This window comes from Psychrobacter sp. CR212 (genome assembly GCF_059693765.1).
Genome location: NZ_JCATIF010000009.1, coordinates 11,638 through 37,622 on the forward strand (window position 1 = coordinate 11,638; position 25,985 = coordinate 37,622).

Here is a 25,985-nt window from a genome sequence, read left to right on the forward strand (position 1 = left end):
ATAAGTATATAAGTATATAAGTATATAAGTATATAAGTATATAAGTATATAAGTATATAAGTATATAAGTATATAAGTATAACTAAAAATGTACGTCACATTACTACTAATAGCAATACTTCATAGTAAAAATAGCATCACCTTTTCTAACTAGCGTATATCCATCATGATAGACGTCCTGTATCAAAGACAGCATAACGAACTGCCTACTACCAGGTAAATTACCGCTGTTGAATATCAATTTGAGCTACTAAAAGGAATACGTTAGCCACTCATATTCGTTATAATCTGCTCACCAATCAAAACCACCAATCGTTAATGAGGAAACCACTATGGTGAAGTGTCACTTATCGACCATCATGGGCGAAAGACGCCTTAAAATTGCCGATGTCGCAAGGGATACTGGCATCAATCGTGGCACCATTACTCGCATGTATCATGAAGAAGCCACCCGAGTTGATCTAGATGTCATCGAGTCTTTATGCACGTATCTTAGAATCAATGTTGGTGATTTATATGAAATCATAAATGAGGACAGCAGTGAGTCGCCTGAGTGAACACCTTCGCTCATAAGACATTATCACCTTTAAAAGTATAAAAAGACCTACAGAAGGTTATTTTCTCTTGCAATAGATTAAAATATAGGTATAATTTGACCTGTAGTAAGTCATTTTATCCATTATTTATACACAATAATCTGCAGGAGAATACTAATGAATAACAATCTATCGCGGCTCAACAGCTGCGCTTGGTTTAGTGAACAGACTAAAAATTTAGCCTCTAAGCTGTTATTCAGCTTACAAGTACAGCAAGGCGTACAACTGGCATCATTACTTGGTGTTGACGCTATTCTTTATAATGATGAAGCGATTTATGTCTGGGTGCAACGACAGCTGGATGATGGTCTTATCGTTGACGACTACACTTTAAGCATCCTTGAAACTGCTTTTATAGAGTTGGTCACAGCTTACACTGACCAAGCAGCCTAGTCACTTTAGCTTATATTTACAGACTTCTTGTTTAACAAGAAACAATAACCCTTAAAGCCAGATAAAGTGTCATTATCTGGCTTTTTAATATAGACAAAGATAACGACAATCAAACAAGCCTTTTTTCAGTCTTATATGTTTCAGAAGACGCACTTTTGGGCAATATAGCTCACTATTGCCATACGTCTTTACTCAGTCGGCTTTGCACGCGGCACCCCAGCTATTTTATAATAAACAAAGCCTCTCTCATCTCTCAAAACACTCTTACTGTCTGCTCTAACGCACCAGCTGATTGCATCAGGCTGCTCTTTATTAACATCACAAGCCAAAATAAACTGCGCACTTTGAGCATTATTAAAGGCCTGTTTCCAACCCGTTTCAAGCTCATCGATGCCGCGCTGTAGCTCTGCTTGCTGGTATTTCATCTCTGCAATCTCATCAAAGCTTGGCACATACCAAAATACCAGAGCCACCAAACTTATTATCACAGCCATCGTACCCGCTGCGACAGCGGCTGCAATCCTTTTAATACTCATAGTCTCAATGGACTTATGAATTTTGTCCAAGTCTTTACTAGCTCTACCCTCGACCTGCTCAATCCGCGTTTTGGTGGTGGTCTCAAAGGTCTCAATATCTTCAATAATCTGCTTATGACCAGCTTGGTACTGATTGGTGAATAGGGCTAGATTGTCAGCGCTTGCGCTAAGTTTATCAGCAACTCCTTGCATGGTACTGATTTGTACCTCTATGCTATCGTTTTTAGCAGTGACGACCGACTCTACAGCCGTATCAATCTGCTGTTTCATATCGGTGATGATGCCCGCTATTTTGTCATCATAACGACGCGGCATCTCATTGTCAGTGAAAGCCGTCACTGCTGCTTGAAGCTGCTTTAACACGAGTTCTTGATACTGGCTCAATGCCTGCGAAGTCGTGCTTGCGCTACTACCTAATTCTTCAATGGCAGAAGACACCTCATTCACCTTGCTATCAATACCGCTAAGCGAACGCTCAAGCCGCCTCGCTACCGCATCATCGGCTCGCTTAATCAGCTCACGCAAGGCCCCAATGACCGGAGTCAATGAAGTCACTAGGTTAACAAGTTGATCGTGTATGTCTTGCTCATTGCTATTGTCTTTATTCATGGGGTACTCATTATTATAATGCCGCCTAAAATGGGCGTGGTGAGGAGTAGCGGCGTCTTTGTGCTTGTTCATGCGCTTGGATGGCGTTCTTCGTTTTTTGCAGGTGATCTGTCACAGTTTGTGTGAGCGTTGCCCCATCTATGGTGATAGCAGGAACGTGCTCAAAGCGCTCATTGATCTGGGTTAATACCTCGACCTTATCTTGATTGTCAGGCAAGCGCTCAAGCTGTTGCCATAGCGTCGTTGCTGCCTTCTGCACCTGCGTTGCAATTTTTTTGGCATCGGTGTCTCGTAAACTTTTTTGTAGTGTCGTAAAGCTGTCAGTGTGTTTTAGAGTAGTGAATATAAATGCTTGTGCGGCAACCGCCTCAGCCGCGTTGATCACTTCGATCGGTGCATCAACGGCCTTAAAATCAAGGGCATCAACGCGGTCACGCACCCGTACCACTAAATTGTCAAATCGATCTCGATATGCTTTGGTCTCATTGATTCGCTGACGCTTAAGAGATGCCTGCTGCCGTCTCTGTTGTAAAGCTACTCGCCGCCTGGTTAAAGCCTCCTCTCGTGCGCGCTCAGCCTCTTCCTTAAGCTTTGCTTGCTCATGTGCTTTATTGAGCTGGTGGTGAAGCACCATCGTACGGTTGCGCCAGTCATCAAGCCGATCTGCGTTCAATTGAGTGGTCTTGGTACGGGTAATCTCATCGTATAGGTCATCATCTTGCACAATCACAGCTTCACTTTGATCCAGTAAGGCGATACGCTGCTCATAAAACGGCGACAGGCGCTGATAGGTTTTTTGACTGGTATTAATTTGCTGCTTTAACTGTTTGATGTCGTTATCATTGGCAGTCTTAAACGCTTTAACATCAGCGGTCAATGCCGTTAAACGAGTGTAAGCATCCGCGTCTACCTCTACTGCTTTTAACGTACTGAGCGCCTCACGCTCTTTTTGAAGATATTTAAAGCGCTCAACATCCAGATCTGCAAATGCGGCAAACTTATGATAAGTGTCCATGTTATTGGTGACGTCTATCTCTTGTAGATCCGCAAACGCTTGATCCCACTGTAAGGATAAGTCGGATTTTTCAATATCAATCTCATCAAGAGCTTTAAAGCCAGTCGCCAGTTTATTCAGCTTTGCGGCAAAGGGTTTTAGCGTGGCCTTCAACCCTTTGTAGTCCGCAATGACTTCATTATTAAGCGGGATCAGCTTTTTTAAAACCGTTTTATTGTTCAGCACCGTTTTATCAATCTGTGACAGCTGCTCTTCAAGACGGCTAACAGCGCGGCCTGTTTGTAGGGTATCATCTTGTCTAAACTCCTCAACCAACGCTAAAGCCGCCTTTAGTGCCTCACTTTGCTCTTTTGTGCTTATCTGCCTGGCAAGCTCAATCATTTTTTGGCGGGGGTCACTAAAATCCTGTCCCACCTCCTCGGTGAACCGCTGGGTACTCTTAATGTTTTTATCAATAGTAATAATCTGTTTAGACTGGTGCGCTAACTCTTCATGCAGCGCATCAATGGTTGAAAATAAGGCGCTGCGTACCATCTTTTTTTGACTCACAAAGTCGGCTGAGATTGCTAAAAGCTCATCAAGTGCGTGATCATTCGCCGCATCACTATGCGTCTGACTGTTACTTTTAGGGATAGCGGGTTCAAGTTCAACGGCAGGATCTACAAATCGGATATTACTGAGCTCAATTCGCGCAAAGGGTTTACGCTTTTTATAATGTATTGTGACGCCGTTAACCTCTTGTTCATTGCTTTCTAGGTCAATACGTCCCTTGTCGTCGTACTCAATTACTAAACCATTTTTTTCAATGTAAGCATTGATCTCATCAATCGTCTCGTTGTATTCGTGAATCACTGAACGATTGCCTTTGAGAATATCCTTATATAGTGATTTACCCAGTTTCATTTTTGGCAAACGATTGATGCCCAGCTCACGGTAGGATTTCTCACTAATGGTTTTATTCTTAGGCAGTAGCTCATTGGCCATATCCGCCCAAAGGGTGCGTTGATATTTAAGCTCATCGCCGCGTCCGTTTAACCCCTTAGATAACCGCTCCTCCGTTGACCACTGCAACCAATTCTTGCGTGCTGATAAAGCATAACCCTCAACATCCGCTACTATCTCACGGCTTGAGAGTAAAATATGGGCATGAAAGTTACGACTGGTCAGCTCAACCACTTCAACCTCCCCCACATGTTTCTCGTGACTGTGGGGCCGATGAATGGCCACATCGACAAGCACGTTATAGCGATCAGATAAGGTTTGAGCGTAGCGCTCGGCCAGAACTATACGCTGATCCGCGGTGATCCCATCAGGAAACATCACGTCAATCTCAGTACCCAATTGCGCGTTTTTACGAGTCTCAATGCGTTCGATATCATTCCAAAAACCCTCACGTGTCACTGCTAGATCCCCAGCAAGAGTTGGCGTTATCAACGCCGTATGCATCACATTTTTCTCAATAACTTGCGTGTATTTAGTACCATCACTGTCCACTAAATTTAAGATTTTGTCTTTAGCTTTACTGGTGTAATCGTGGACGACTCCTGACTGCTCATCAACCAGTTTTGAGCCAGAATTATAAGCCGACTTTGCCACCACGCTATGATTTTTCGCCTTACTAACGGCGCTAACTGACAGGTGAAACCCTTTATTATTCATAGCAAAAAAACCCAATATTGAGAGATGATTTTTTGGGGGTTGTAGGGGGTTCGCCCCCTGCCGAACGACGGAGTTTATGTAAAAAATAGTACCCCTTGTGGGTCTTTTTTACATAAACTCCTAAGTTCGCTATTAACAGAGGGTTAAAATACTACTGCGCCCACGAAACGATGTGGTCTTGTGTATTTTACTACCTTGCATACCTATGTATGTACTGCTAGGATCAACTCTATCATAGTTGGCTAAAAAAAGGATGAGGTAATGTCAGTAATATCAGATGATTTATTCGCAAATAAGATTAAGCAATTACAGGCTCTTAAAAAAGAGATTGATCAGGACAGGCTTGAAGCACATAAAATATTGGGGGAGTGGTTGGCCAACGCATTAGACGATGATGATAATCATGAACTGCAAGCTATTTTTTTAGACGCACACGATAATGAAAAATATGCTCGTTTGAAAAAGCACCGTGAATTTTTGAAAGCAATTGCCAATAAAATACAAAGTAAAGCTGAGGTGGTACCAAGCAGCTTTACACCACCTAAAAACAGTCAGGACAGTGACCACGGTTCATTGCTTGATATTTATTCATCATCACATTAGCTACTCGAAATCGCCTAATTGAAGGTACAGCTGGATCGTCTACTAATTAGCGAAAGGTTAGGAGACGGTTATCGGCTGTTTTAAGCGTTTTAGAATAGCTTTAGCTACCATCGTATCGGACAGAGCGTAAAACGTATATAAGAGTGGTTTCTAGGCTTTTTAGCAACGGTTTGATAAGTGTTTACAGATGTGTCGATAATGGCTACTGAAAATGAAGACAAGCTATCTACAAAAAATGAGACTGATATTGAGAATGTGAAAACAGGGTTGTCCAGAATGACAGACGAAGATATTCAAAATATCTTTGACCATGCTTTTGAAGATCTTCAAAGATCTAAGCTTGATCCGAACCATGCGAACGTGGAATAACATTAAGTAAGTGGACAATTGCATTCTGAGCTACTGATCAGTTTTACAAGTGATTGGTCGATCAAATTATCATCTTAAATCCGTCGGTTTTTTGGTTTTTTCCTTATTATTTAAAATAAAAATATATTTTTTACTTTTAAAAACTTTTAAAGACTTTTAGACAGTCTGTAAGCTTTGCTATTAAAGGGTTACGCACTCTATTATGCTACTTTTATCCCGCATTATGCTACTTTTATCCCGCATTATGCTACTTTTATCCCGTTTAAATGCTACTTTTATCCCGCATTATGCTAGTATCTTGAAGTAACTAGCATAATGAGGTTGTCATAATGAATGATGTCGAGCTATACGAAAAAAAATATCCTGAAAAATGGATTGTTATGCAGAATAAAATTACTCAAGCTTTTAGAGAGATGTCTATTGATGAGAAGCGCATCATTATTCTAGCGAGCCCATTGGTTAGGGTTAATAATGCTACTGAAAAAACACCGATAGAGGTTGCGTCTTCTGAATTTGCTAAGCTTAGCGGAATAGATAGAAACTCGGCTTATAAGCAAATGAAATCAGCTAGCAAAAAATTAATGAAGCGTACATTCATTTATGAGGATAAGGATGGTGATGATACAGAGGTTCAATGGCTAATCAGGTCGAAATATGCAGATGGCTATATATCGATGCATTTTACAGATGAGGTAATATACTTACTTCAGGTTTTTGATAAGCTCAACCCTTACACTAAATATTTAAAAGAAGATATCTTAAACCTCAAATTGACTTACTCGTTAGACCTTTACCATCTAGCAAAAAAGTCTGAGGGGAAGGGTGGTTTTTCTATGACTTTAGATCAATATAGGCAAGAACTTGGCACGCCTAAGTCGTATGAGCGCATCAACAATTTGAAAGAGAATGCAGTTGATGGACCCATAAAAGAAATTAATCAGAAAACCGACATCAAAATCACCTATGAAAACATCAAACGTGGACGCACAGTTACAGGTTTGACATTCACCGTCAAGGCCAAGCCAACTAAGAAAAAAGGACAGGAGGGCCTAAATCAGAATAATGAGGATAGAGATATCCCACCTCTAACCGTTAAGCAAATTGATCGTTTTGCCCCTTTGTTGGCTAACTACTCACCGTTTGGTAGTTACGCACCATCAGGTAAAAGCACTCAAGAAGTTATTAGTTGGTTACACACTCAATTAAGAGATGAGGCTTTTTTAAAGACCCACAAAAAGCACTTACTGGCGATAGGCTATACGTTCCCTAAGCAGAAATCATAATATGAAAAAAGCATGCTTAGTAGTTTTGGCATTACAAATGGTTTATATTGTACGTACATATATAAGCCATTTGTAATGCCATGACGACAACCAATTATAATATCAGGCTCGATCAAGAGCTCAAGGATAGCGCCTTTGCCGTGTTTGAAAGCTATGGATTAACGCCGTCTCAAGCAATCAAATTGTTCTTAACTCAAGTGGCGCAAACCAATACCGTGCCGTTATCCTTTGATTATCAAAAACCCTCTAATCTTAATACGCCGCCACAAACTTCTGCGGGTGATTACGGATTGAGCGGCCAGCGCCATAAATAAATCAGTGTAAAAATAACTGTACAGATATAAGTACAGCTATGGTATATAATATCAGTCATACAAATAAATATGACCAAACACGGAGTAATCGTTATGGATGTTGTGAACTACACTGATTTTAGAAAGGGCCTAGCCAAATATATCGATAAGGTAGATACCGACAAATCGCCGATCGTGATTACTAGACAAAACGCCAAACCTGCGGTACTCATGAGTTTAGAAGAGTTTAATTCATATGAGGAAACGCTTCATCTGCTAAAAAGCCCCACTAATGCCAAGCGCCTCAGACGCTCTATAGCCGATGCTAAGGCGGGTCGTTTAATCGAGCATGACATCAATACGGATGACGCATTATTGACTTGTGATGATGAGGTGGACGCTTGATCTTATCTTGGACACAGGATGCGTGGGAGGACTACGAATACTGGCAAAAAACCAGCAAAGAGAAGGTCAAGCAAATAAGTAAGCTGATTAAAGCCATCAAACGTGACCCATTTGAGGGTATTGGTAAACCTGAACCACTCAAACACGATCTGGCAGGCTATTGGTCGCGTCGCATTGATCAAGAGCATAGACTGGTTTATGAGGTTCAAGATGATGCCATTATCATCGTTCAGTGCCGATATCATTATTAAGTAAACAGTGTTAGTTCACAAAAGTGCTTGATCCTAAGAATCAGGCACTTTTTTATTTTCCATTCTGGCTATGTGTCCTAAAACGAACGAGAAAGCTCTGTAGAGACGTCTAAATATATTGGTTAGTATTTCGACCTAAACATTCGATAACAAACCTTATGTGGTCATACGACGCCATATAATTGCTAATGGTGACTATACCTCTGATCACGTTACCACAGAATAAAATAGTTGCTGTTTTATTCTTACCTAAAAATACACGTATATTATTTTGAATTTATATATACAGATTTAACAGATTTATACGTTTTTCGCCAATCCTCTGTAGCGCTTCATTTATAAGTATTACAGGGGATTTTTTTTATTTAAATGACGACGTTAACCTTGTTATAGGTAGACAAATACCTTGTTGTTTTAGTGTATAGGTAGACATTTAGCTTGTTTTAGGTAGACAAATACCTTGTATATGACGAAAAATTATAAAATTTTTCGTCATATATGTTATATTAGTTAAAACCAAACAAATAGGTTAGGATATGACACCTGAAGAAATGCAGGGTTTTCAAGACAAGCTTAGGCAAGACTTTGGCCATACAATCAGGGTACGCGTTGAAAAACCGCTGACACCAGAGGAGCGTGAGGCTTTAATCAATCATATTAGATACACAAGAAATGATTTCAACGCCTCTATTGAGATTATTGAGCCCATTCCTATTGACTTTGATTTTGAGGTATTGCCTTTTGAAGAAGAGATTCAAAAGCCTATACAATCCCCTCAAAATGCAAGCTCAGATGCCAGTAGTACAACATCCGATAAAAAAGACGATAGCAACTGGGTTTATGGACCGAATTGGATTGTGCTACAAAACAGATTATTAAACGCGATTACAGATTTGACGCATAACGAGAGACGACTGATCATGCTTTTATCGCCAAAGGTTCGAGCTGCCGTTGATAAAAATGCTAATCAGCGGACGTTTATGTTGACAGCTTCAGAGTTTGCCAAAGAATATGGGCTCGAAAAAGATGGTACATACCAGTTGCTAAGTGAGTTATCGGATAGTTTGCTACAAAAAGCGTTTTGGTTTTATGATTTCAAAGCAGATGAGGTCGTCAATAGAAAAGGTAGCAGTTGGGTTGCTGAGTGTGAGTATCTAAAGGGTCAAGGGCGAATAGCGGTGACGTTGACAGATACAGTGACTGAGATGTTAACTGTATTTGATAAGTCAAATACGTTCACGAAGTACGAGAGGCGCTATATCGTGGAGCTGGGCTCTTACGGTATTTTAATGTTCGAGCTTGTCAGTAGCTGTTTACACTTGCAGAGTGGTAAAAAAGCGTACTCAGTTGCGTATCTGCGCCAAAAATTCAACTGCACAGACAAGTATGGAAAAATCACAGACTTTAAAACTAAGGTCTTAGATAAAGCCATAGCAGAGGTTGAGAAGCACACACCGCTGAAGGTTAGCTATACAGAAAACAAAATCGGCCGAGAAATCAGTGAAATCGTGTTTTGTATTCGGGACACCAGCAGTACAAGCCTTGAAGATATTGTCAAAGTGTTTAGTCCAGCTGAGATTAAAAAATATGGTTGGAAACTTAAAGACAAGCATGAGGTAGTTAGTAATTTTCCTCAATCGATTAAAACGCCGGTTGAGACACAAAAAGAGATCGAGGCGCGTATGGCAAAACCTGAATACTACGCAGAGTATGTGCGCTACTTAAAAAAATTAACCGACTTTGATGAAAAGCTACATATAAAAAATATGCTCAAAAGAGCCAATTAACAGCGCTTTAACCTCACTTGTGACGCACACATCAAAGGGAGTCGATGATAGTGAACTCGTGCGGTCTCTTATGCAAGGCATATTATAGGATTTAGTAGGGAGTATTATGAGCAAGGTTAGCTATAAAATAGACGAATTACCGCCACTAACTGCTAAGTAGTAAGCAGATTCAGAGCATCTAGCCACGCTTAGCGATGACGACATTGATTTATCGGACATTCCAGAAGTCACCGACTGGTCAGGCGCGATCCGTGGCAGTATCAAATCTCAAGCGTTGTCTACGGAAACCAGTGTCATTAGCCCAAGTATCCTTGCCAAATTCAAGGACAGAGCTAAGCAAACAGGCGGTAACTATCAAGACATGATCAACGATGCCCTAGAAGAATACCTAACCGATCACTAGGCATTAAATAACAAGCACATGACCTCAAGACGACTTGGGGTTTTTTTACACCTTGCATTGTAGTATGTTGTATATTGTATTATACTATATACAACATACTACAATGCACTATCAAGGAATACAAAATCATGGCACTCACCACACAAGATATTCATGCAGCAGCTGACCGATTACAGGAGCAAGGGATAAAGCCGACACTGGCAGAGGTGCGTAAGGCGCTAGGCGGTGGCTCATTCACTACCATTAGTGATGCGATGCAGAGTTGGAAGCGAGAACAGCAGGAAGAGCAAGAGCTGCAACAAGTGGATTTACCTAGCGGTATCACTGAACGCTTGCACACGCTTGGCGCTGATATGTGGCAGACAGCTATTGATATGGCGAACGATAGGCTGTCTAAGGAGCGTGAAGCTCTAGAGGTGGTTAAGGTTAAGGCACAAGCAGAGACGGACGAAGCGCAAGAAGCAGTTAAAACCTTAGAGGGTGAACAAGCAGATCTACTACAGCAGCTGGACGAAGTGGCCACTACTGCGGAGACAGCAACTAAAGCGGCTCAGCAAGCCACAGCTGACCATGATGCTACCAAACAGACGCTATCAGATACTAAGCATCAATTAGAGCTTGAACGAACTAAAGCAGAAACAGCACAATCACAGCTTGTAGAGACACGTAGCGCATTAGATAAGCAATCTGTAGAGCTTACTAGTAGTCTTGGTGAGGTAGCCACGCTTAAAGCTACAGCTGATAGCGATAAAGCAGAGATTGCACGTTTAAAGGCGGAGCTTAAAGCCACTAAGTCAGAGCTAAAGACGGTCACAGCTGAACGCAATGAGATACAAACTGCTACCGCAGAGATCAAAGGAGAGCTAAAGGCGGTAACCTTTGAACGTGATAAGCTATCAGGACTTTATGAGCAGCTGACTCAAATACAGGCTAAACTTGAAGCTGAACATAGTATATTGAATAAGCAATATGGCGAGCTATCGAGCCGTCACCTATCAGAACAAGAACAAGTGACTGTGTTACAAAATAAACTCAAGAAAGCTCAAGATAATCTAATACTTATTCAAAACAAAGATAACGCCTTGGATGTTGATTAAATAAAAGTATTCAAGGTTCCAAGATAAAGAATAGTTATGAGCTAGGAAGAGACTTTACCTAAAGCGTAGATCTCGTTCTATTCACACTAAGCTTATGAATCAACTATGACAATATCGACTCACTGAATAAATGACTGTTGTATAAGAACTATTCTAAATTTTTCTCTGAAGTCTAATAGTATATAGCCTAGTGGGCTATATACTATTTAAATTAGCCTAAGTAAGTTCCGATGCTGATTTTGGAGCCTTGAGCAGATTTCAAGGAACACTCACCCTAAAGCATCTATGAGTATTTTCTAGCATACTCACAAACACTTTAGTGCATTCCTTGGATTTGATGTGATTAGTCATGCCGACTTCATCGCCCATCGCGTCATCAAGACCGTATCACTGTATCAAGCTACGGTTGTTAAGATTACGGCTGATAGCACCGCCTAGACACGCTCTTAACCGCTACTGTGCTGTCATACGCTAGCAAGGGCAATACACCCAATATACCGCTACGATATGCACAAATAACCACTCATTGCGTTGCTCAATATGTCTAGAACCCCCTGTCGAGAGCTTTACCCTTCTGTCAAACGCAGTCGTCGCCTTAGCCTGCCACCCATTTGACGGGTAACGGTTATAAAGAGAGCAGCACGAGGATGTAACGAGCGAACAAGCGGTTTTTAAAATGTATAGTGAATAAAGTTGATATGAAAGCAAATTTTGGATAAAATGCACCTACACGGGCATTTAATGCTGTTCAAATAACGCAGTTCAGGTGCTTATTTGTTCGTTACAGTGTGCGTCAACACGCTGTAACCGTTAGCTATATTTAAAACTAAATGCCTCTGGGAGTCAACTCCCAGAGGCATTTTTTTGTTTGTCATGTAGATTGGGTTTTTATTATCTACTTTTTCATTAGATTGCTTAGGCTTTTTTTGTCGTCATTTAGCGTAGGTATTTCAACCATTTTGAAGTTAGCACTTAGTACATCCTCACAAGACGTTAAGTTTCTGACAATACTGGGATAGTTTACTATGAAGACCGNATTGCTTAGGCTTTTTTTGTCGTCATTTAGCGTAGGTATTTCAACCATTTTGAAGTTAGCACTTAGTACATCCTCACAAGACGTTAAGTTTCTGACAATACTGGGATAGTTTACTATGAAGACCGGCTTAGTCGTCAGATGCAAGGTTTTACACGCGCTGTTAAGAAGCGGTAAATCATCTTTCTGAGAGAATACGATAATGAAAAGACAAACCTACACTCCTGAGATTAAAGAACGCGCCGTTCGTATGCTGATTGAAGCATTAAACGATTACACCTTTATGTGGTCATGTCATAAAAAGCACACTAATGAAACTATACTAACCAACATTCAAGACTAAGCTACACATACTAAAGAGCTTGAACATGAGAACAAGAAGCTTACGTAAGCCAGTTAGATTACAGTAAAATCCGCTTTTTTCGCCCAAGGAGAGATAGGACACACAATCAAGTTGTGGCTCAGTTTATTGATAAAAATAAGTGGGTCTACGGTATTAGAGCAATATTGACTGTGCAATATAGAAAATATGCAATAAACTTATTTTCTACCTTTAATAAAATGCAGCAACCTAAACAAGGGTAAATTATGAGTAATTCAGATAACCACAGTCATCAAGCTCCAGACCCTAAAAATATGAATAAAGCTTTTTATATTGGGATTGGTCTAAATTCTGCATTTACGCTCATCGAGTTTATAGTGGGCTATTCAACTAATTCATTAGCTTTAATCGCAGACGCTAGCCACAACTTAAGTGATGTTGCCAGTTTAATAATCTCGTTAATTGGAATGAAATTAGCACAGAAAGCATCTACTACGCTTTATACCTATGGCTACAAAAAAGCTTCTATAATGGCGTCTCTTATTAACGCCATATTGTTAGTTACAATCGTTATAGGTATTGCGTATGAGGCCTTGGGTCGATTTGATACGATACCGGAAGTTGCAGGAAAAGTTATTATTATTACAGCTCTAATAGGTGTATTTATAAATACTGTTTCTGCTTTTGCATTCTACAAAGGTCAAAAAGACGATATTAATATCAAAGGTGCTTTCTTGCATCTAATGGTAGATGCATTGGTCTCTGTAGGTGTCGTTATCTCGGGCATTATTATTTACTATACAAGTTGGAATATCGTTGATCCTCTAGTTAGCTTGATTATTTCAGTCGTTATACTGTTATCGACTTGGGGTCTACTAAAAGAGAGTATCAAGCTTGCTATCGACGGAGTACCTCAAAATGTTGATCTCAGTAAAATCACTGCTATCTTAGAGAGCTATAATTTTATTCAAAACTTTCATCATTTACATATCTGGGCTTTGAGTACCACTGAGAATGCTCTTACAGTTCATATTGTACCGAAGACCGATATAACGTTTGAAGAGACTATTACTATGAAAGAAAACATCAAGGAAGATTTGGCGCATCAGAATATACAACATGCAACTATTGAATTTGGTACTAAGGCAGATGACAATCAAAAATCGCGTGCATTAAATGAAAGTATCAACTAAAAGATGATAGACCGTATATAGCTATCTCTTTTTAAGTATGAGGCGCGTGCCTTATGTCAACATAATTTTTTCAATCAGTTCTTATGTGATCAATAGTTTAAAACTTTTATATTTACGTGCGTTAGGACGTTACCTAGAAAAAATAAAAAACTTACGCTGATTAAATTATTATGATTAAGTTTACTATTACCCTCGTCTTCTAAGTGTGGTTAGACCTTTGCCAAAATAGCTTATTAGTAATAACAGGGTTATTATTATCAAGATAGGATAATTTCCCATAAGCATAAAGGGCGTGTTACCAACCCGTGCCTGTATCTCACCACGTAGTACAGTACGCTCAAACTGCGGTGCGCGTTTTACAATACGACCTTTATGGTTAATGATAGCGGTAACACCAGTATTGGTCGCTCGAATAAACCAGCGCCCGTTCTCAAGCGCGCGCATTTGTACCATTTGCAAATGTTGCAATGGTCCTGCTGAAGTGCCAAACCAGGCATCGTTAGAGACGGTCAACAAAAAGTCAGTATCGATGGCATTTTTACGCGTGGTATCTGGATAAGCTACCTCATAACAGATAGCCGTCCCTATATTGTGTCCACGCACCTTTAGAGGTGACTGCTGATCACTACCACGACTATAGCTCTTAATATCCTGACTACCGGCCAAACTTGGGAAAATATCGAGCACGCCTTCAAATGGAATATACTCTCCAAAAGGCACTAGACGCTGCTTCTTGTATAGGCCTTCCGCTTCTACACCTCGAGCAATCACGCTATTGTAAAATGGGGGATACTTATCCGTACTGGCATTGAATGCCGCTTTATCCTTATAAGGGATACCAGTTATCCATGTCGTATTGGTCGCATTAGCCATTTCTATCATTTCACTAATAAAGCCCGCAGCCTCATCCTGAAACATAGGAATAGATGATTCAGGCCACACCACCACATCACGTCCCCACTCAGTGCGTGTTAACTTCGCATAAATCTTTAGCGTTTCTACTTGATACTTAGTCAGCCACTTTATATCTTGTGAAATATTACCTTGAATCAATGACACTGACAGATCAGGTGTGCCCTTAGGTTTTGTCCATTGCGGATTGACCAGCCATAATGATGTGCTAATGGCTAATAACAGTACAGAAACGATGGCATAACTACTGCGCCGAAGCAGTAGCTCTACTAAACTTGCAGCCAATAGTATGGCAACAAAAGAGACGGAAAAAACACCAGCAACGGGTGCTAAGGACGATAACCAATACTCTTCAGTAAATGCATAACCAACAAACAGCCACGGAAAGCCTGTGAATAACCAAGTTTTTAACCATTCTTGTAGCACCCAAAGAGCAGCAAATGAAAAGGGTTGTTTGCCTACCATACGGTTAAAGACTAGTGCTAACAATCCATGAAATAGTCCCATACCGAGACCCATCAATGCAATCATAATCAATGCGAGCCACGTTGGTGTATCGCTATAATCATGGATAGCAGTATAGAGCCAAAAGCCGCCGACGCACCATAGCCCCATACCGTAAGCTTCACCGATAATAAAAGCGCGACGACCACTCATACTTGTCACCAACAGCGCATATAAAATCGCTGGTGATACTATTGCTAGCGGCCAAAACCCATAAGGCGCTAGCGAAAATAAAAAAATAGCCCCTGCAAGCCATGCTGCTACTAGCGTAAGCGATAGCGGTAATTGATTTAAGTGAGTACTCAAACGCTTTTGTAGATTAATAGTAGACAGGCGCATCGCAAATTATCCAAAATTATGAGTTTTGAATTTTTAGTCAAAATCCAAAACTCGGATAGACCTGTTAATACTACAGGCAGCATTTCAAAATGAAAACTGCTTATGATACCAGTCCGCACTGCTCAATGGATAAATTTACGTACTCCGTTTGATGGGTTATTATGCTACATTACCAAACGATATGAAGTGTTACTTGACCTTCTATAGCTCACAATATCTACAGTACATGAGAGAGCACTATGACCCCCTTAAAAATAAAATCCAGTCTTATATTCAATCGTTATCTGTCTAAGGGGTTGCGTAGTACGTTAGTATTACTTGCCGCCTCATCACTATTTGCTTGTAGCCAACCGAGTAGTGGCGTATCTGATGCAAGCACAACATCGGCATCAACTGAAGATGTTTTGGCTGTTCCAAAGACAGCTGAACCAAACGTTATAAATACTCCTATGATGACATCAGTAAATAAACCAGACCTACTAAAAAACGTCTCAGCCACTGTCTATAAAGATGCCAATTGCGGCTGCTGTAAAGAATGGATAAGTCATGCAGAAGATAATGGTCTAAGTGCAACCGCGCAAGATGTTGCGGACTTAGCCGTATTTAAAGAGCGCTACAGCGTTCCAAATGAAATGCGTTCTTGCCATACTGTAGTCACTACTGATGGTTACGTCTTTGAAGGTCATGTACCCGCTAAATATATGGCGCAGTTTTTAGAAAATCCGCCAGTACAAGCTATGGGTCTTGCCGTACCTGGCATGCCTGTTGGTAGCCCAGGTATGGAGTATCAAAATAAATTCATGCCCTATCAGGTTATGCAGCTCAATAAAGACGGGACGACCCAAGTTTATGCTGATATTGAATCGGTAGAGCAGCAATTATAGTGTGTTAGCAGTTAAGAATACTTTGATTATAGTGTTAGCGTTAAAAGTAAATGAGGCAGGTATAAGACTGTTCTATTGCTTATAAAATGATTCTTCATCAAAAAAATCATTAGCTATTGCGACTTTAAAAGCAAAAATAACTTTGAATTTGTAACTTTTGATGACAATGTAAGCGGATTTATCGGTTATTAACCCTTAAAATAGATAAATAATTAAGGGTTAATACAAGAATATACAGGATGTATCGAAACAATTACGTAATATTACATAAGCCAGTAGGGAATTAACATCTATATTAATATTATAAATTATTATATTATCTTAATAATTAGTTAGACCCTATATAGGGTAATTACTTCATCCAATAGAAAAACGTCTGAGGGTTAAATCTAAATTATAGATTTAACCCTCAGACGTTTTTTTGCTTATAAAACAGTAGAAATTGTGGTCAATCTAGTCAGCTATATTCTGTACATGTTACACAAACTTACATTGTAAAATGTGGGATATTAGCAATTTTTTCGACATCAAAAAAGTATTTTTGGGGTTTTTAAGGGTGATGACAGGCTAAACAACCTATGCTAAAGTCGGCTTTGTGTTTTGGTCAGCAGCTTGATTTGTAACAGCTTCGTAAGACTTCAATGAGCTGTGATCGCCAATAATCATTTTTTATATGAATAATATGCAGCAGAAGTATCAGTCACTATGACATATATATACTTGAGTTATTGAGATTTAATTGACTGCGCTGTTGTTGATAACAGACGATTTTGAATTAACCGTAGGTATTAGATTTATGAAACAGGCTTTATTGATTTTGTCAGTACTGGGTATGGGCATAGCACAAACGAGTGGTGCTGCTATCACAATCTCTCAAACAAATAATACCATCACCAATACTTCTGTGGCATCAAACTACGGTTCATCAAAAAACATCTATAGCACCAAAAGTGGTGCTTATGTTTCTAATAATGATGAAATTAGTCAAGCAATTAGCAACCTAAGTGCGCAGGCCAAGCAAAAAGAGAATCAGCTTTCATCATTAAACAGCCGCTTATACGCTGAAAAACAACAGCAGCAAGTCAATAAGGTTCCTGACAGCAATTCAGCCCCCGCTATCGCTGCTGCTCGCGCCTCAAAAGTGGCTTTATCTGGCAGCTCTGGATATTGTGCCCGTTACGTACGTAAAGCACTACAATCAGCTGGTTATGAATTTACACCCAATCCTTCAGCCTATCAGTACGCCACTCGTGGCACACTTGAGAAAGCAGGTTTCAGCAAAATCAGCAATGATATGCCAACCCAAGTAGGTGATGTTATTGTCTATGATCGCTCATCAAAGCGTCCACATGGCCATATTCAAATTTTCGATGGTACAAATTGGATTTCTGACTTCCGTCAGAACAGTATCAGCCCATACAGTGGTGTCTATGCTTATACGACATGGCGTGATTCAAAATATGTGGATGACGCATCCGCATCAGATCGTAATATCTACCTTGCTATGAATGATAAATAAGACCTGAGAAGTCAGCACAACATATTTATTGCTTTTCTCCAACCCAGTAGTGATCTTACTATCATTGCTGGGTTTTTTTGTGCTTAACATCAGGGCGTATTTAACCTTTCATGATTTGATCCGTCAGAAATGAACACTACTGATATCATTACTCATGACAGGAGTTATCGACAAGCGCGTTTAAAATGCCACATGATGACGCTGGTGCACTACTTGCACATTTCTGGCGCAAAACGGTCAAGTGATGCTTTAAGTGCATCAGTTCTTCCATTCGTATTTCCACAGCATGAATGTGCTCATCTAGCAAGTTATTCACATCGCCGCAGTCCTTGTCAGGCGACTCCCAGTATTCAAGTAAGATTCGCACATCATCTAAAGCCATATCGAGCGTACGGCAATGTAGGATAAATTGTAGACGCTCAATGTGCTCTTCATTATATAAACGATAATTCCCTTCGCTACGAAAAGGCTCGGGTAATAAACGCTCTTTTTCATAATAGCGAATGGTTTCTACTGTGGCACCTGTGCGTTTAGCGAGCTCACCAATTTTGATTGTCATAACAACCTCTATGATTTAAATAATTAAAGTGGCTGTAAAGACTAGCGCTAGAGAAATTAAAATTACGAAACTGTAGATAAATAACCTTGACTCTAAAGCCACTATAGGGTTCATAATATCATTATTCAAAGGGTAAATTATTATGAAATATCATATTGAAGGTATGGACTGTGCCAGTTGCATCGGCAAGATTGAAACAGCTTTGAAACGTATGCCTGGGGTTTCTGATGTTCAGCTGAATTTCGCTACAGAAACGCTAGAGCTAAATTTAGCCCCTGGTGCGCCGACTCAGGCTAGTGATATCGAAAAAACAATCAAAAGCCTAGGGTTCGGCATCTCTGCCAATACTGGTCAACAAACTGTATCGGCTATTGATATTGACAGCGACAATCAGATGGCTCCGCAGGATAAGCGGTGGTGGCAAACTCAAAAAGGCAAACAGGTTGTTGGTCTCGGTATTTTGATGGGCAGCGCTTATGCACTGTCACTACTGTTCCCCGCTTATGGGATATGGGTGTTTGCCATCGCTGTGATTGTAGGCGTTTTTCCATTTGCACGCAAAGCCTTAGCACTGGCTAAAACAGGTTCATTCTTTTCAATTGAAACGCTGATGTCCGTCGCCGTGCTTGGCGCACTTATCATTGGTGAAGCTGAAGAGGCCGCAGCGGTTGTCTTTTTGTTCTCAATCGGTGAACTGTTTGAGAGTATCGCTGCTGATCGCGCTCGCGCTGGCATCAGAGCCTTATCATCGCTGGTTCCGAAAAGTGCGATTTTACTTGATGCTCAAGGTGGGCAGCGTAACGTTCCAGCGACTTCACTACAAGTGAATGACCTTGTGCTGGTGCGTCCTGGAGATAGGGTATCTGCTGATGGTTCCATTGTTCAAGGTGCGTCCAGCCTTGATGATTCGCCCGTGACGGGAGAGTCTGTTCCTGTTGCCAAGACGATGGGTGACAATGTATTTGCAGGGTCAATTAACATCGATGGTGTGCTCCAAGTGCGCGTAGAAAAGACAGCCGCCGATAACACTATTTCGCGCATTATTGATTTGGTAGAGCAAGCGCAAGCTTCCAAAGCACCCACTGCCCGTTTTATTGAGAAATTCAGTCGTTACTATACACCGGCTGTGATGGCTATTGCCGCCCTAATTATCATCGTCCCACCGTTAACCATGGGCGGAGATTGGTCAACTTGGTTATATCGAGGTCTAGCCTTATTATTGATCGCTTGTCCTTGTGCTCTTGTGCTCTCAACACCAGCTGCTATCGCCTCTGGTCTAGCGGTCGGTGCGCGCCGCGGCTTGCTGATCAAGGGCGGTAGTGCTTTAGAAACCATCGGCCAAGTGAAGACAGTCGCTTTTGACAAGACAGGCACTTTAACTGAAGGCAAACCACGCGTGACCGATGTTGTTGACATTACACAAGAGTATTCAAGTGTTCAAGGTCAGGATTCTCAGGATCAGGGTTCTCAAGGTAAAGATAAGGTATTGGCGCTCTTTGCCAGTGTGGAGACAGGTTCTAGTCACCCGCTTGCTGAAGCTATTGTCAGTCATGCCAAAGCCGCCAAAGTTGTCATACCTGTGGCTTCTAAAGCTTCTGCTACTGCGGGTAAAGCGGTACACGCAACTATCGCTGGGCGCGCGCTAGCTATCGGTTCGCCTGTTTATGCCGCAGATGAGGCATCAATTTCAGCCGAGCAACAGGCACAAATCGAGGCGCTGCAAAATGAGGGCAAGACCGTCTCAGTTCTTTTCGATGAGCAAAGTCGAGAAGTGCTTGGATTGGTCGCACTAAGAGACGAGTTACGAGACGACGCTCATGAAGGTGTGGCTCAACTTAAAGCGATGGGTGTGCGCTCCGTCATGCTAACAGGCGACAACCGCTTAACCGCTCAAGCACTTGCCAGTAATTTAGACGTGGAATGGGAAGCTGAGCTGTTGCCTGAGGACAAACTGCGCTTGCTTAACGAGATGAAGAATAACAGCAAAATAGCGATGGTGGGTGATGGTATTAACGATGCGCCAGCACTAGCAACCGCTGATGTTGGCATCGCGATGGGTGGTGGTACCGATGTGGCCATTGAGACGGCCGATATCGCATTATTAAAAAGTCGTGTTACAGACATGGCCCATCTGATTGCACTTTCGCGTGCCACCATGCGCAACATTCATCAGAACGTCATTTTCGCTTTAGGTCTCAAAGGCGTCTTTCTGATCACGACCGTATTCGGCATTACTGGACTATGGATTGCGGTTCTAGCTGATGCTGGAGCAACAGTGCTCGTTACTCTCAATGCGTTACGTTTACTGCGCTTTAAAGGCGCGCCTCCACTGGTAACTCCGCCTAAAGTAGTTAAATAAAACCCTTCGAAATCAATTAAAAACTAGAGATAGCAGCAGATTTCGGGGGTGGGTTCTAATAATAAAAATTCCACCGCCACAGTAAACTGCAACCGCATTAGAGTAAATAAGGTTAGACCGTATGTTGATTACAGAATTGGGCTATTTTGCCTTGCTTACCTCTTTTGTACTGGCGTTATTGCAGGTAATTCTGCCAACTATTGGTGTTATTCGTAACCAAGTTGCTTGGCAACGACTAGCCCCTAGCCTAGCTTGGGCACAGTTTGCCGCCATGATAACGTCATTTGGCGCTTTGATAGCAGGTTTTTATTATAATGATTTTAGCCTCAGTTACGTCGCGCAGCATTCTAATACGCTGTTGCCTTGGTACTATAAGTTATCGGCGACATGGGGCGGACACGAGGGCTCTTTGCTGCTATGGATGACCATCATGGCCACATGGTGTGCACTGGTATCATACTTTAGTCGCGGCTTGCCGTTATCAATGCGTGCGCGGGTATTAGTTATTTTGGCCGGTGTACAGTTAATGATGCTAACGATGCTGATATTTACCTCGTCACCGTTTGAGCGTACCTTACCCAATCTAGCGGTCGATGGCGCTGATTTAAATCCTGTCCTACAAGATTTCGGTCTGATTATTCATCCGCCCATGTTATATATGGGCTATGTGGGTATGGTAGTACCTTTTGCATTTTGTATGGCGGCATTGTGGGAAGGGCGTTTAGATGCTGCTTGGACACGCTGGTCACGTCCATGGGCGCTCGCGGCTTGGGGATTTTTGACCATTGGTATTGCACTGGGCTCGTGGTGGGCCTACTACGAGCTTGGCTGGGGCGGTTGGTGGTTTTGGGATCCGGTAGAGAACGCCTCGTTTATGCCTTGGCTTGTCGGCTTAGCATTGCTGCATTCATTAGCAGTCACTGAAAAGCGCGGGGTGTTTAAAGCATGGACCATCATGCTGGCTATTTTCGCCTTTGCCTTAAGCTTGCTTGGCACGTTCCTGGTACGCTCTGGAGTCCTTACCTCAGTGCATTCGTTTGCCGCTGATCCGACGCGTGGTTTGGTCATCTTAGCTATTCTTGGCATTATCATCGGTAGTGGTCTATTAATGTTTGCCGTTCGCGGTTGGCGTTTAACCGTTGAAAGTCAATATCAGCTGATTTCACGTGAGTCCTTTTTAGTGATCAATAACGCCATCATTTTGATTGCAACCTTAGTGGTGCTGCTCGGCACCCTCTATCCTATTATCGCTGATGCCTTTAGTCTCGGTCAGGTATCTGTAGGGCCTCCATACTTCAATGCGCTGTTTGTGCCTTTGACATGGCTGTTGTTAATCGCTATGGGTATGGGCTCTAATATTCGCTGGAAACAAGATAAGCGTCCGTTACTAGGGGTGGGTATCGCCATTGCCGCTAGTAGTATCGTATTGGCTGCTATTATCGCCTACTTTACCAGTCCATCTGCTATGTTCAATATTGGCGTGACTTTAGCGGTGAGCTTTTGGGTACTGCTATGGATGATCGTTGACTTTAGAGACAAAACCAAGAACGCCCCTAATTTCTTTAAAGGTCTGCGTCAGCTGCGTCTTAGCTATTGGGGTCAACAGACTGCTCATATTGGCGTATTGGTTGCTGTCATTGGCATAGCCTTTACTAGTAGCCTGAGTATTGAGCGTGACGTAGCAATGGGTATTGGCGATACAGTCAATGTTCAAGGTTACGATTTTGAAGTAACTGAATTTTTTGAAATAAAGGGTAGTAACTTTGATGCAACGCAAGCGCAAGTGGTGGTATCCAAAGACGGTCGTGAAGTGGCGAAACTGACTCCAGAAAAGCGTACTTATATTATCAGCACGATGCCAACAACTGAAGCTGCTATTGACCCCAGTCTTATGCGCGATGTTTATGTCGCACTGGGCGAACCTATTGCCGATGGTAGTAACCAATGGGCATTAAGGATTTATGTAAAACCATTAATTCGCTGGATTTGGTTAGGGGCAATTATCATGGCTCTAGGTGGATTAATTAGTATGCTTGATAAACGATACCGCATCAAAAAAATTAAAGCTCCGTTGCTAGTTACTGGTAGTTTGGCTACTTATGGAGTCAATGAGGTAGCTATTGAGCAGGCAATCTCAGTATCGACGATGTCGACACTAAAGGAGAAATAAATGACTATGTCGAATAATACTCCTGAGCAAAAAGATAGCCAAAACAGTAAGCAGCGTAACCCAAAGACAATGAAAAAAAAGCAGACGAAGCTATGGTTCTTAATTCCGCTTATCCTCTTTTTTGGTTTGGTAGTTATATTGTACATGCGCTTAGGTAAACCAACAGACATTGTGACCAATACCGCTCTTGAGCGTCCGGTTCCTACCTTTGAGCTGCCGTTATTAGCAGATACTACCCGTACTATCACCAATGATAATTTGCCGGATAAGCCGTTTTTACTTAATGTTTGGGGCTCATGGTGCCCAACTTGCGTTATTGAGCATCCGTTTTTAATGCAACTAGAAGAGCGCGGCGTTGATATCGTTGGTGTGAATTATAAGGATGAGATTGGTAATGCGCTCAGTTACTTAAACCGAGGCGGTGATCCATTTTCTATGTCTATTCAGGATTCATTGGGTCAGTTTGCTCTAGACTTAGGCATAACTGGTGCGCCCGAAACCTTTGTTGTGGATGGAGATGGCATCATTCGTCAGCATATTGTTGGTGAGATTAATGAAGCCAATTGGCAACAGCGTGTTAAGCCGTGCCTGACAGTACTTAATAAGGCTAATAAGAACAACGATAGTCCTGATCTCATTCAGGTTGAGGAGATGTGCAAATGAACGCTACTCGAATAAGAGCTCCTCAACTAAAACCCAATATAGTTTTAAAACTAGCAAGCTTAATACTAGCGTGTCTGCTTAACATGACGGCAAACGCAGCTATTGACGTATACGATTTTGACTCACCACAGCAAGAAGCTCAGTATCGTGGATTAATAGAAGAGTTTCGCTGCCCAAAATGCCAAAATCAAAACCTTGCAGCCTCTGATGCACCGATTGCACAGGATCTAAAGCAAAAAGTCTATGATTTAATTAAAGATAGACGTAGTGATGCTGAAATACGCGTCTATATGCAAGAGCGCTACGGTGACTTTATTAGCTACAAGCCGCCTATGCGACCATCAACATGGATCCTATGGTTTTTTCCACCACTATTATTGCTCGTCTTAATTATTGGTTGGTTTTGGCAAAGTAAGCGTCGCCAAGTTGTTGCCCGTGGTCAAAGCGGCGTCACAGTGAACAGTACTGCTGCCTTGACCTCTACGGAAAAGGCTGAGCTTGATCGTCTATTATCGCAAGCTGAGAGTGTCGACCACGACATTACTAGCCTAGAGGACAAAAAATGACTCTATTTTCTACTTTTGGCTTATTTGTAACTCTAAGCTTGCTGATTGCTCTTATATTTGCGCTGATTGCTATTATGCCATGGCTACGAGCACCGCGTTTGCAGTCCAAACCAATAGACAATCAACTGCTAGATATTAATGTTGCAGTATTTCGCGAACGTTTAGCTGAGCTACAAACAGATAAAGACAGCGGTACTATTAATAATAGCCATTATCAAAATCAAAAGCTGGAACTGGAGCGTCAGCTATTAGATGTGCAGCGTCAGATAACACCTATGGTCACCCCTGATGTCAAAAGCCGTTTAATTGTCGCAGCTTGGATCCCAATATTGGCTGCAATGGCGTATTTACTAATAGGCAATCGTACGCCCGTGTTTGATTTGTGGACAGCTGAGGACAAAGTAGGACAAGTGGCTGACGACCTATTGACAGCTAAAATTGACAAGCCGCCATCATGGGCGTTTGAAGATGGTCGTCAACTGATTAGCGCCATGCAAACCAATGTTCATCGTAATGCTGATGATCCTAATCGCTGGATGCGCCTATCCGAGCTTTTCTTATCTATGGAGGCAACTGATTCTGCGCTGGAAGCCTTATCTCGTGCCTATCGTTTAGCTCCTGAAAATGAAGAAATCGCCACCACTTATGCTCAGACTAGCTTTTTCGTTAATGAAGGTCAGTTAGACGCCAATATTCGCCGTGTATTACAAGCTATATTAGCTAAGAATCCGCAGCATGAACGGGCTCAAATGCTCATGGCAATGGGTGAGACTCGTAGTAGTAACTTTGCCCAAGCGCAAGGTTGGATTAAACGCTTACAAGGCAGCATTGTGGCCAAACCAGGTGATCATACTAAAGCTTTAGCAAGCTTAGATGAGTTAAGCAACTACGTTAGCACGCAAGAAAAGCAAGCGCTAGAAGGTATTGACGTGACAGTGAAAATTAACGCTAATTTATTACCGTTAGTGAAAGCTGATGATGTGTTGTTTGTTGCGATACGTGACGTTAAAGGAGGTCCACCGTTTGCCGCCAAACGTTTACCCATTAGTATTATCAAGCAAGGTGAGGCTAGTATCCGCTTAAGCAATCTTGATGCGATGATGCCAGATCGCACGTTAAATTCAGCTCGTAGTGACAAAACTCAGTTAGCAGTCGTTGCTCGTATTAGTCATAGCGGTAATGCCATAGCAGAGTCAGGCGACTTATCGGGTAATCCTATAGTGATTAGCGCTGAACAGACTCAGGTTAATGTTGAAATCAATCAACAGATTCCCTAATAAAAAATTATTACCGTAAGTTTCATAACACCAGAGCGGTAAGTGGAGCCGTTTATAAAAGTGGCGCGATTAATAGTCGTATACCAAAAACATATACGTTTAACATTGTTCATTGTATAAACACAGATAAAGAAAACAACTATGACTGAATCTACCGACAGATTAGATAGTACTAAATTGAATAGCGTTGAATCGGCTAGTACTAATATTGCTGACAATAAAGTACCTATAGCTGTGAGTAGTACTCATCAATCGATTGACTCTAAAACCATGAATCATACGCCTAAAGCTATGTACGTGACTTCAGGCAACTCAATAACACCTAAAGATAAGTTGGACAAAATGCCAAAAATGGTTGCCAATGGCAGTCGCGCTTTTATCTGGTA

At 41.6% G+C, this 25,985-nt stretch carries 23 protein-coding genes and 1 pseudogene; 20 read left to right on the top strand and 4 right to left on the bottom strand.

All coding sequences use genetic code 11. The features are described 5' to 3' along the window. Positions 1-332: 332 nt before the first annotated feature. The gene (locus tag AC58CZ_RS13075) at positions 333-557 is read left to right on the top strand and encodes a helix-turn-helix domain-containing protein (RefSeq protein ID WP_025652654.1); all 225 of its coding nucleotides are present in this window, start codon (positions 333-335) and stop codon (positions 555-557) included. A 156-nt stretch (positions 558-713) separates the two neighbouring features. Continuing rightward, entirely contained in the window at positions 714-989 is a 276-nt protein-coding gene (locus AC58CZ_RS13080; RefSeq protein ID WP_025652653.1) for a hypothetical protein, read from the top strand. 188 nt (positions 990-1,177) lie between these two features. Here the strand turns inward: AC58CZ_RS13080 and AC58CZ_RS13085 are convergent, their stop codons facing one another. Beyond that, entirely contained in the window at positions 1,178-2,134 is a 957-nt protein-coding gene (locus tag AC58CZ_RS13085; protein WP_025652652.1) for a hypothetical protein, read from the bottom strand. A gap of 25 nt (positions 2,135-2,159) precedes the next feature. After that, positions 2,160-4,808: a MobA/MobL family protein gene (locus AC58CZ_RS13090; RefSeq protein ID WP_093071112.1), complete on the bottom strand. Its 2,649-nt coding sequence runs from the start codon at positions 4,806-4,808 to the stop codon at positions 2,160-2,162. A gap of 261 nt (positions 4,809-5,069) precedes the next feature. On the opposite strand from AC58CZ_RS13090, the gene AC58CZ_RS13095 reads away from it, so the two are divergent. From AC58CZ_RS13095 to AC58CZ_RS13140, 10 genes are all read left to right on the top strand, one after another. Beyond that, positions 5,070-5,411 carry a hypothetical protein gene (locus AC58CZ_RS13095; protein WP_093071114.1) on the top strand — a complete coding sequence of 114 codons (342 nt, stop codon included), beginning with the start codon at positions 5,070-5,072 and terminating at the stop codon, positions 5,409-5,411. Between the two features lie 198 nt (positions 5,412-5,609). After that, entirely contained in the window at positions 5,610-5,780 is a 171-nt protein-coding gene (locus AC58CZ_RS13100) for a hypothetical protein (protein ID WP_157292455.1), read from the top strand. A 329-nt stretch (positions 5,781-6,109) separates the two neighbouring features. Next, positions 6,110-7,063 carry a replication initiation protein gene (locus AC58CZ_RS13105; RefSeq protein ID WP_045448300.1) on the top strand — a complete coding sequence of 318 codons (954 nt, stop codon included), beginning with the start codon at positions 6,110-6,112 and terminating at the stop codon, positions 7,061-7,063. 80 nt (positions 7,064-7,143) lie between these two features. Beyond that, positions 7,144-7,377, top strand: coding sequence for a type II toxin-antitoxin system RelB/DinJ family antitoxin (locus AC58CZ_RS13110; RefSeq protein WP_025652648.1), 234 nt, complete (start codon positions 7,144-7,146; stop codon positions 7,375-7,377). Between the two features lie 93 nt (positions 7,378-7,470). Next, entirely contained in the window at positions 7,471-7,761 is a 291-nt protein-coding gene (locus AC58CZ_RS13115) for a type II toxin-antitoxin system Phd/YefM family antitoxin (protein WP_025652647.1), read from the top strand. Beyond that, the gene (locus tag AC58CZ_RS13120; protein WP_025652646.1) at positions 7,758-8,012 is read left to right on the top strand and encodes a Txe/YoeB family addiction module toxin; all 255 of its coding nucleotides are present in this window, start codon (positions 7,758-7,760) and stop codon (positions 8,010-8,012) included. Before AC58CZ_RS13115 ends, AC58CZ_RS13120 begins: the two co-directional genes overlap by 4 nt. 536 nt (positions 8,013-8,548) lie before the next feature. Continuing rightward, positions 8,549-9,799 carry a replication initiation protein gene (locus AC58CZ_RS13125; protein WP_181718483.1) on the top strand — a complete coding sequence of 417 codons (1,251 nt, stop codon included), beginning with the start codon at positions 8,549-8,551 and terminating at the stop codon, positions 9,797-9,799. 274 nt (positions 9,800-10,073) lie between these two features. Continuing rightward, positions 10,074-10,202, top strand: a complete 129-nt coding sequence (locus AC58CZ_RS13130) for a BrnA antitoxin family protein (RefSeq protein WP_143007432.1) — start codon at positions 10,074-10,076, stop codon at positions 10,200-10,202. A gap of 128 nt (positions 10,203-10,330) precedes the next feature. Beyond that, the gene (locus AC58CZ_RS13135) at positions 10,331-11,299 is read left to right on the top strand and encodes a DNA-binding protein (protein ID WP_058025952.1); all 969 of its coding nucleotides are present in this window, start codon (positions 10,331-10,333) and stop codon (positions 11,297-11,299) included. Between the two features lie 1,621 nt (positions 11,300-12,920). After that, positions 12,921-13,847 carry a cation diffusion facilitator family transporter gene (locus AC58CZ_RS13140; protein ID WP_058025953.1) on the top strand — a complete coding sequence of 309 codons (927 nt, stop codon included), beginning with the start codon at positions 12,921-12,923 and terminating at the stop codon, positions 13,845-13,847. 186 nt (positions 13,848-14,033) lie between these two features. Here the strand turns inward: AC58CZ_RS13140 and lnt are convergent, their stop codons facing one another. Beyond that, a complete protein-coding gene (gene lnt / locus AC58CZ_RS13145; protein ID WP_058025954.1) occupies positions 14,034-15,602 on the bottom strand; it encodes an apolipoprotein N-acyltransferase in 1,569 nt (522 codons plus the stop codon). A 239-nt stretch (positions 15,603-15,841) separates the two neighbouring features. On the opposite strand from lnt, the gene AC58CZ_RS13150 reads away from it, so the two are divergent. Beyond that, complete coding sequence (locus AC58CZ_RS13150) at positions 15,842-16,486, top strand: DUF411 domain-containing protein (protein WP_093071126.1); 645 nt, start codon at positions 15,842-15,844, stop codon at positions 16,484-16,486. Positions 16,487-17,282: 796 nt separating this feature from the next. Beyond that, on the top strand, positions 17,283-18,005 hold the full coding sequence (locus AC58CZ_RS13155; RefSeq protein ID WP_068405068.1) for a CHAP domain-containing protein: 723 nt from the start codon (positions 17,283-17,285) through the stop codon (positions 18,003-18,005). A 148-nt stretch (positions 18,006-18,153) separates the two neighbouring features. On the opposite strand, the gene cadR is transcribed toward AC58CZ_RS13155, so the two are convergent. After that, a complete protein-coding gene (cadR, locus tag AC58CZ_RS13160; RefSeq protein ID WP_007394845.1) occupies positions 18,154-18,564 on the bottom strand; it encodes a Cd(II)/Pb(II)-responsive transcriptional regulator in 411 nt (136 codons plus the stop codon). Between the two features lie 142 nt (positions 18,565-18,706). Here cadR and AC58CZ_RS13165 point away from each other — a divergent pair, with 142 nt between their 5' ends. The 6 genes and pseudogenes from AC58CZ_RS13165 to AC58CZ_RS13190 all read left to right on the top strand — a co-directional run. Further along, positions 18,707-20,923, top strand: coding sequence for a heavy metal translocating P-type ATPase (locus AC58CZ_RS13165; protein WP_058025811.1), 2,217 nt, complete (start codon positions 18,707-18,709; stop codon positions 20,921-20,923). A gap of 121 nt (positions 20,924-21,044) precedes the next feature. Next, positions 21,045-23,093 carry a heme lyase CcmF/NrfE family subunit gene (locus tag AC58CZ_RS13170; RefSeq protein WP_497413154.1) on the top strand — a complete coding sequence of 683 codons (2,049 nt, stop codon included), beginning with the start codon at positions 21,045-21,047 and terminating at the stop codon, positions 23,091-23,093. A 69-nt stretch (positions 23,094-23,162) separates the two neighbouring features. Then, positions 23,163-23,756 (top strand): DsbE family thiol:disulfide interchange protein, encoded by a 594-nt coding sequence (locus AC58CZ_RS13175; protein ID WP_025643927.1) that lies wholly within the window; start codon positions 23,163-23,165, stop codon positions 23,754-23,756. A gap of 83 nt (positions 23,757-23,839) precedes the next feature. Then, a complete protein-coding gene (locus AC58CZ_RS13180; RefSeq protein ID WP_020443538.1) occupies positions 23,840-24,322 on the top strand; it encodes a cytochrome c-type biogenesis protein in 483 nt (160 codons plus the stop codon). Next, a complete protein-coding gene (gene ccmI / locus AC58CZ_RS13185; RefSeq protein ID WP_025643930.1) occupies positions 24,319-25,599 on the top strand; it encodes a c-type cytochrome biogenesis protein CcmI in 1,281 nt (426 codons plus the stop codon). Before AC58CZ_RS13180 ends, ccmI begins: the two co-directional genes overlap by 4 nt. A gap of 141 nt (positions 25,600-25,740) precedes the next feature. Next, a pseudogene (locus AC58CZ_RS13190) lies at positions 25,741-25,985 on the top strand (signal peptidase II); the annotation flags it as partial.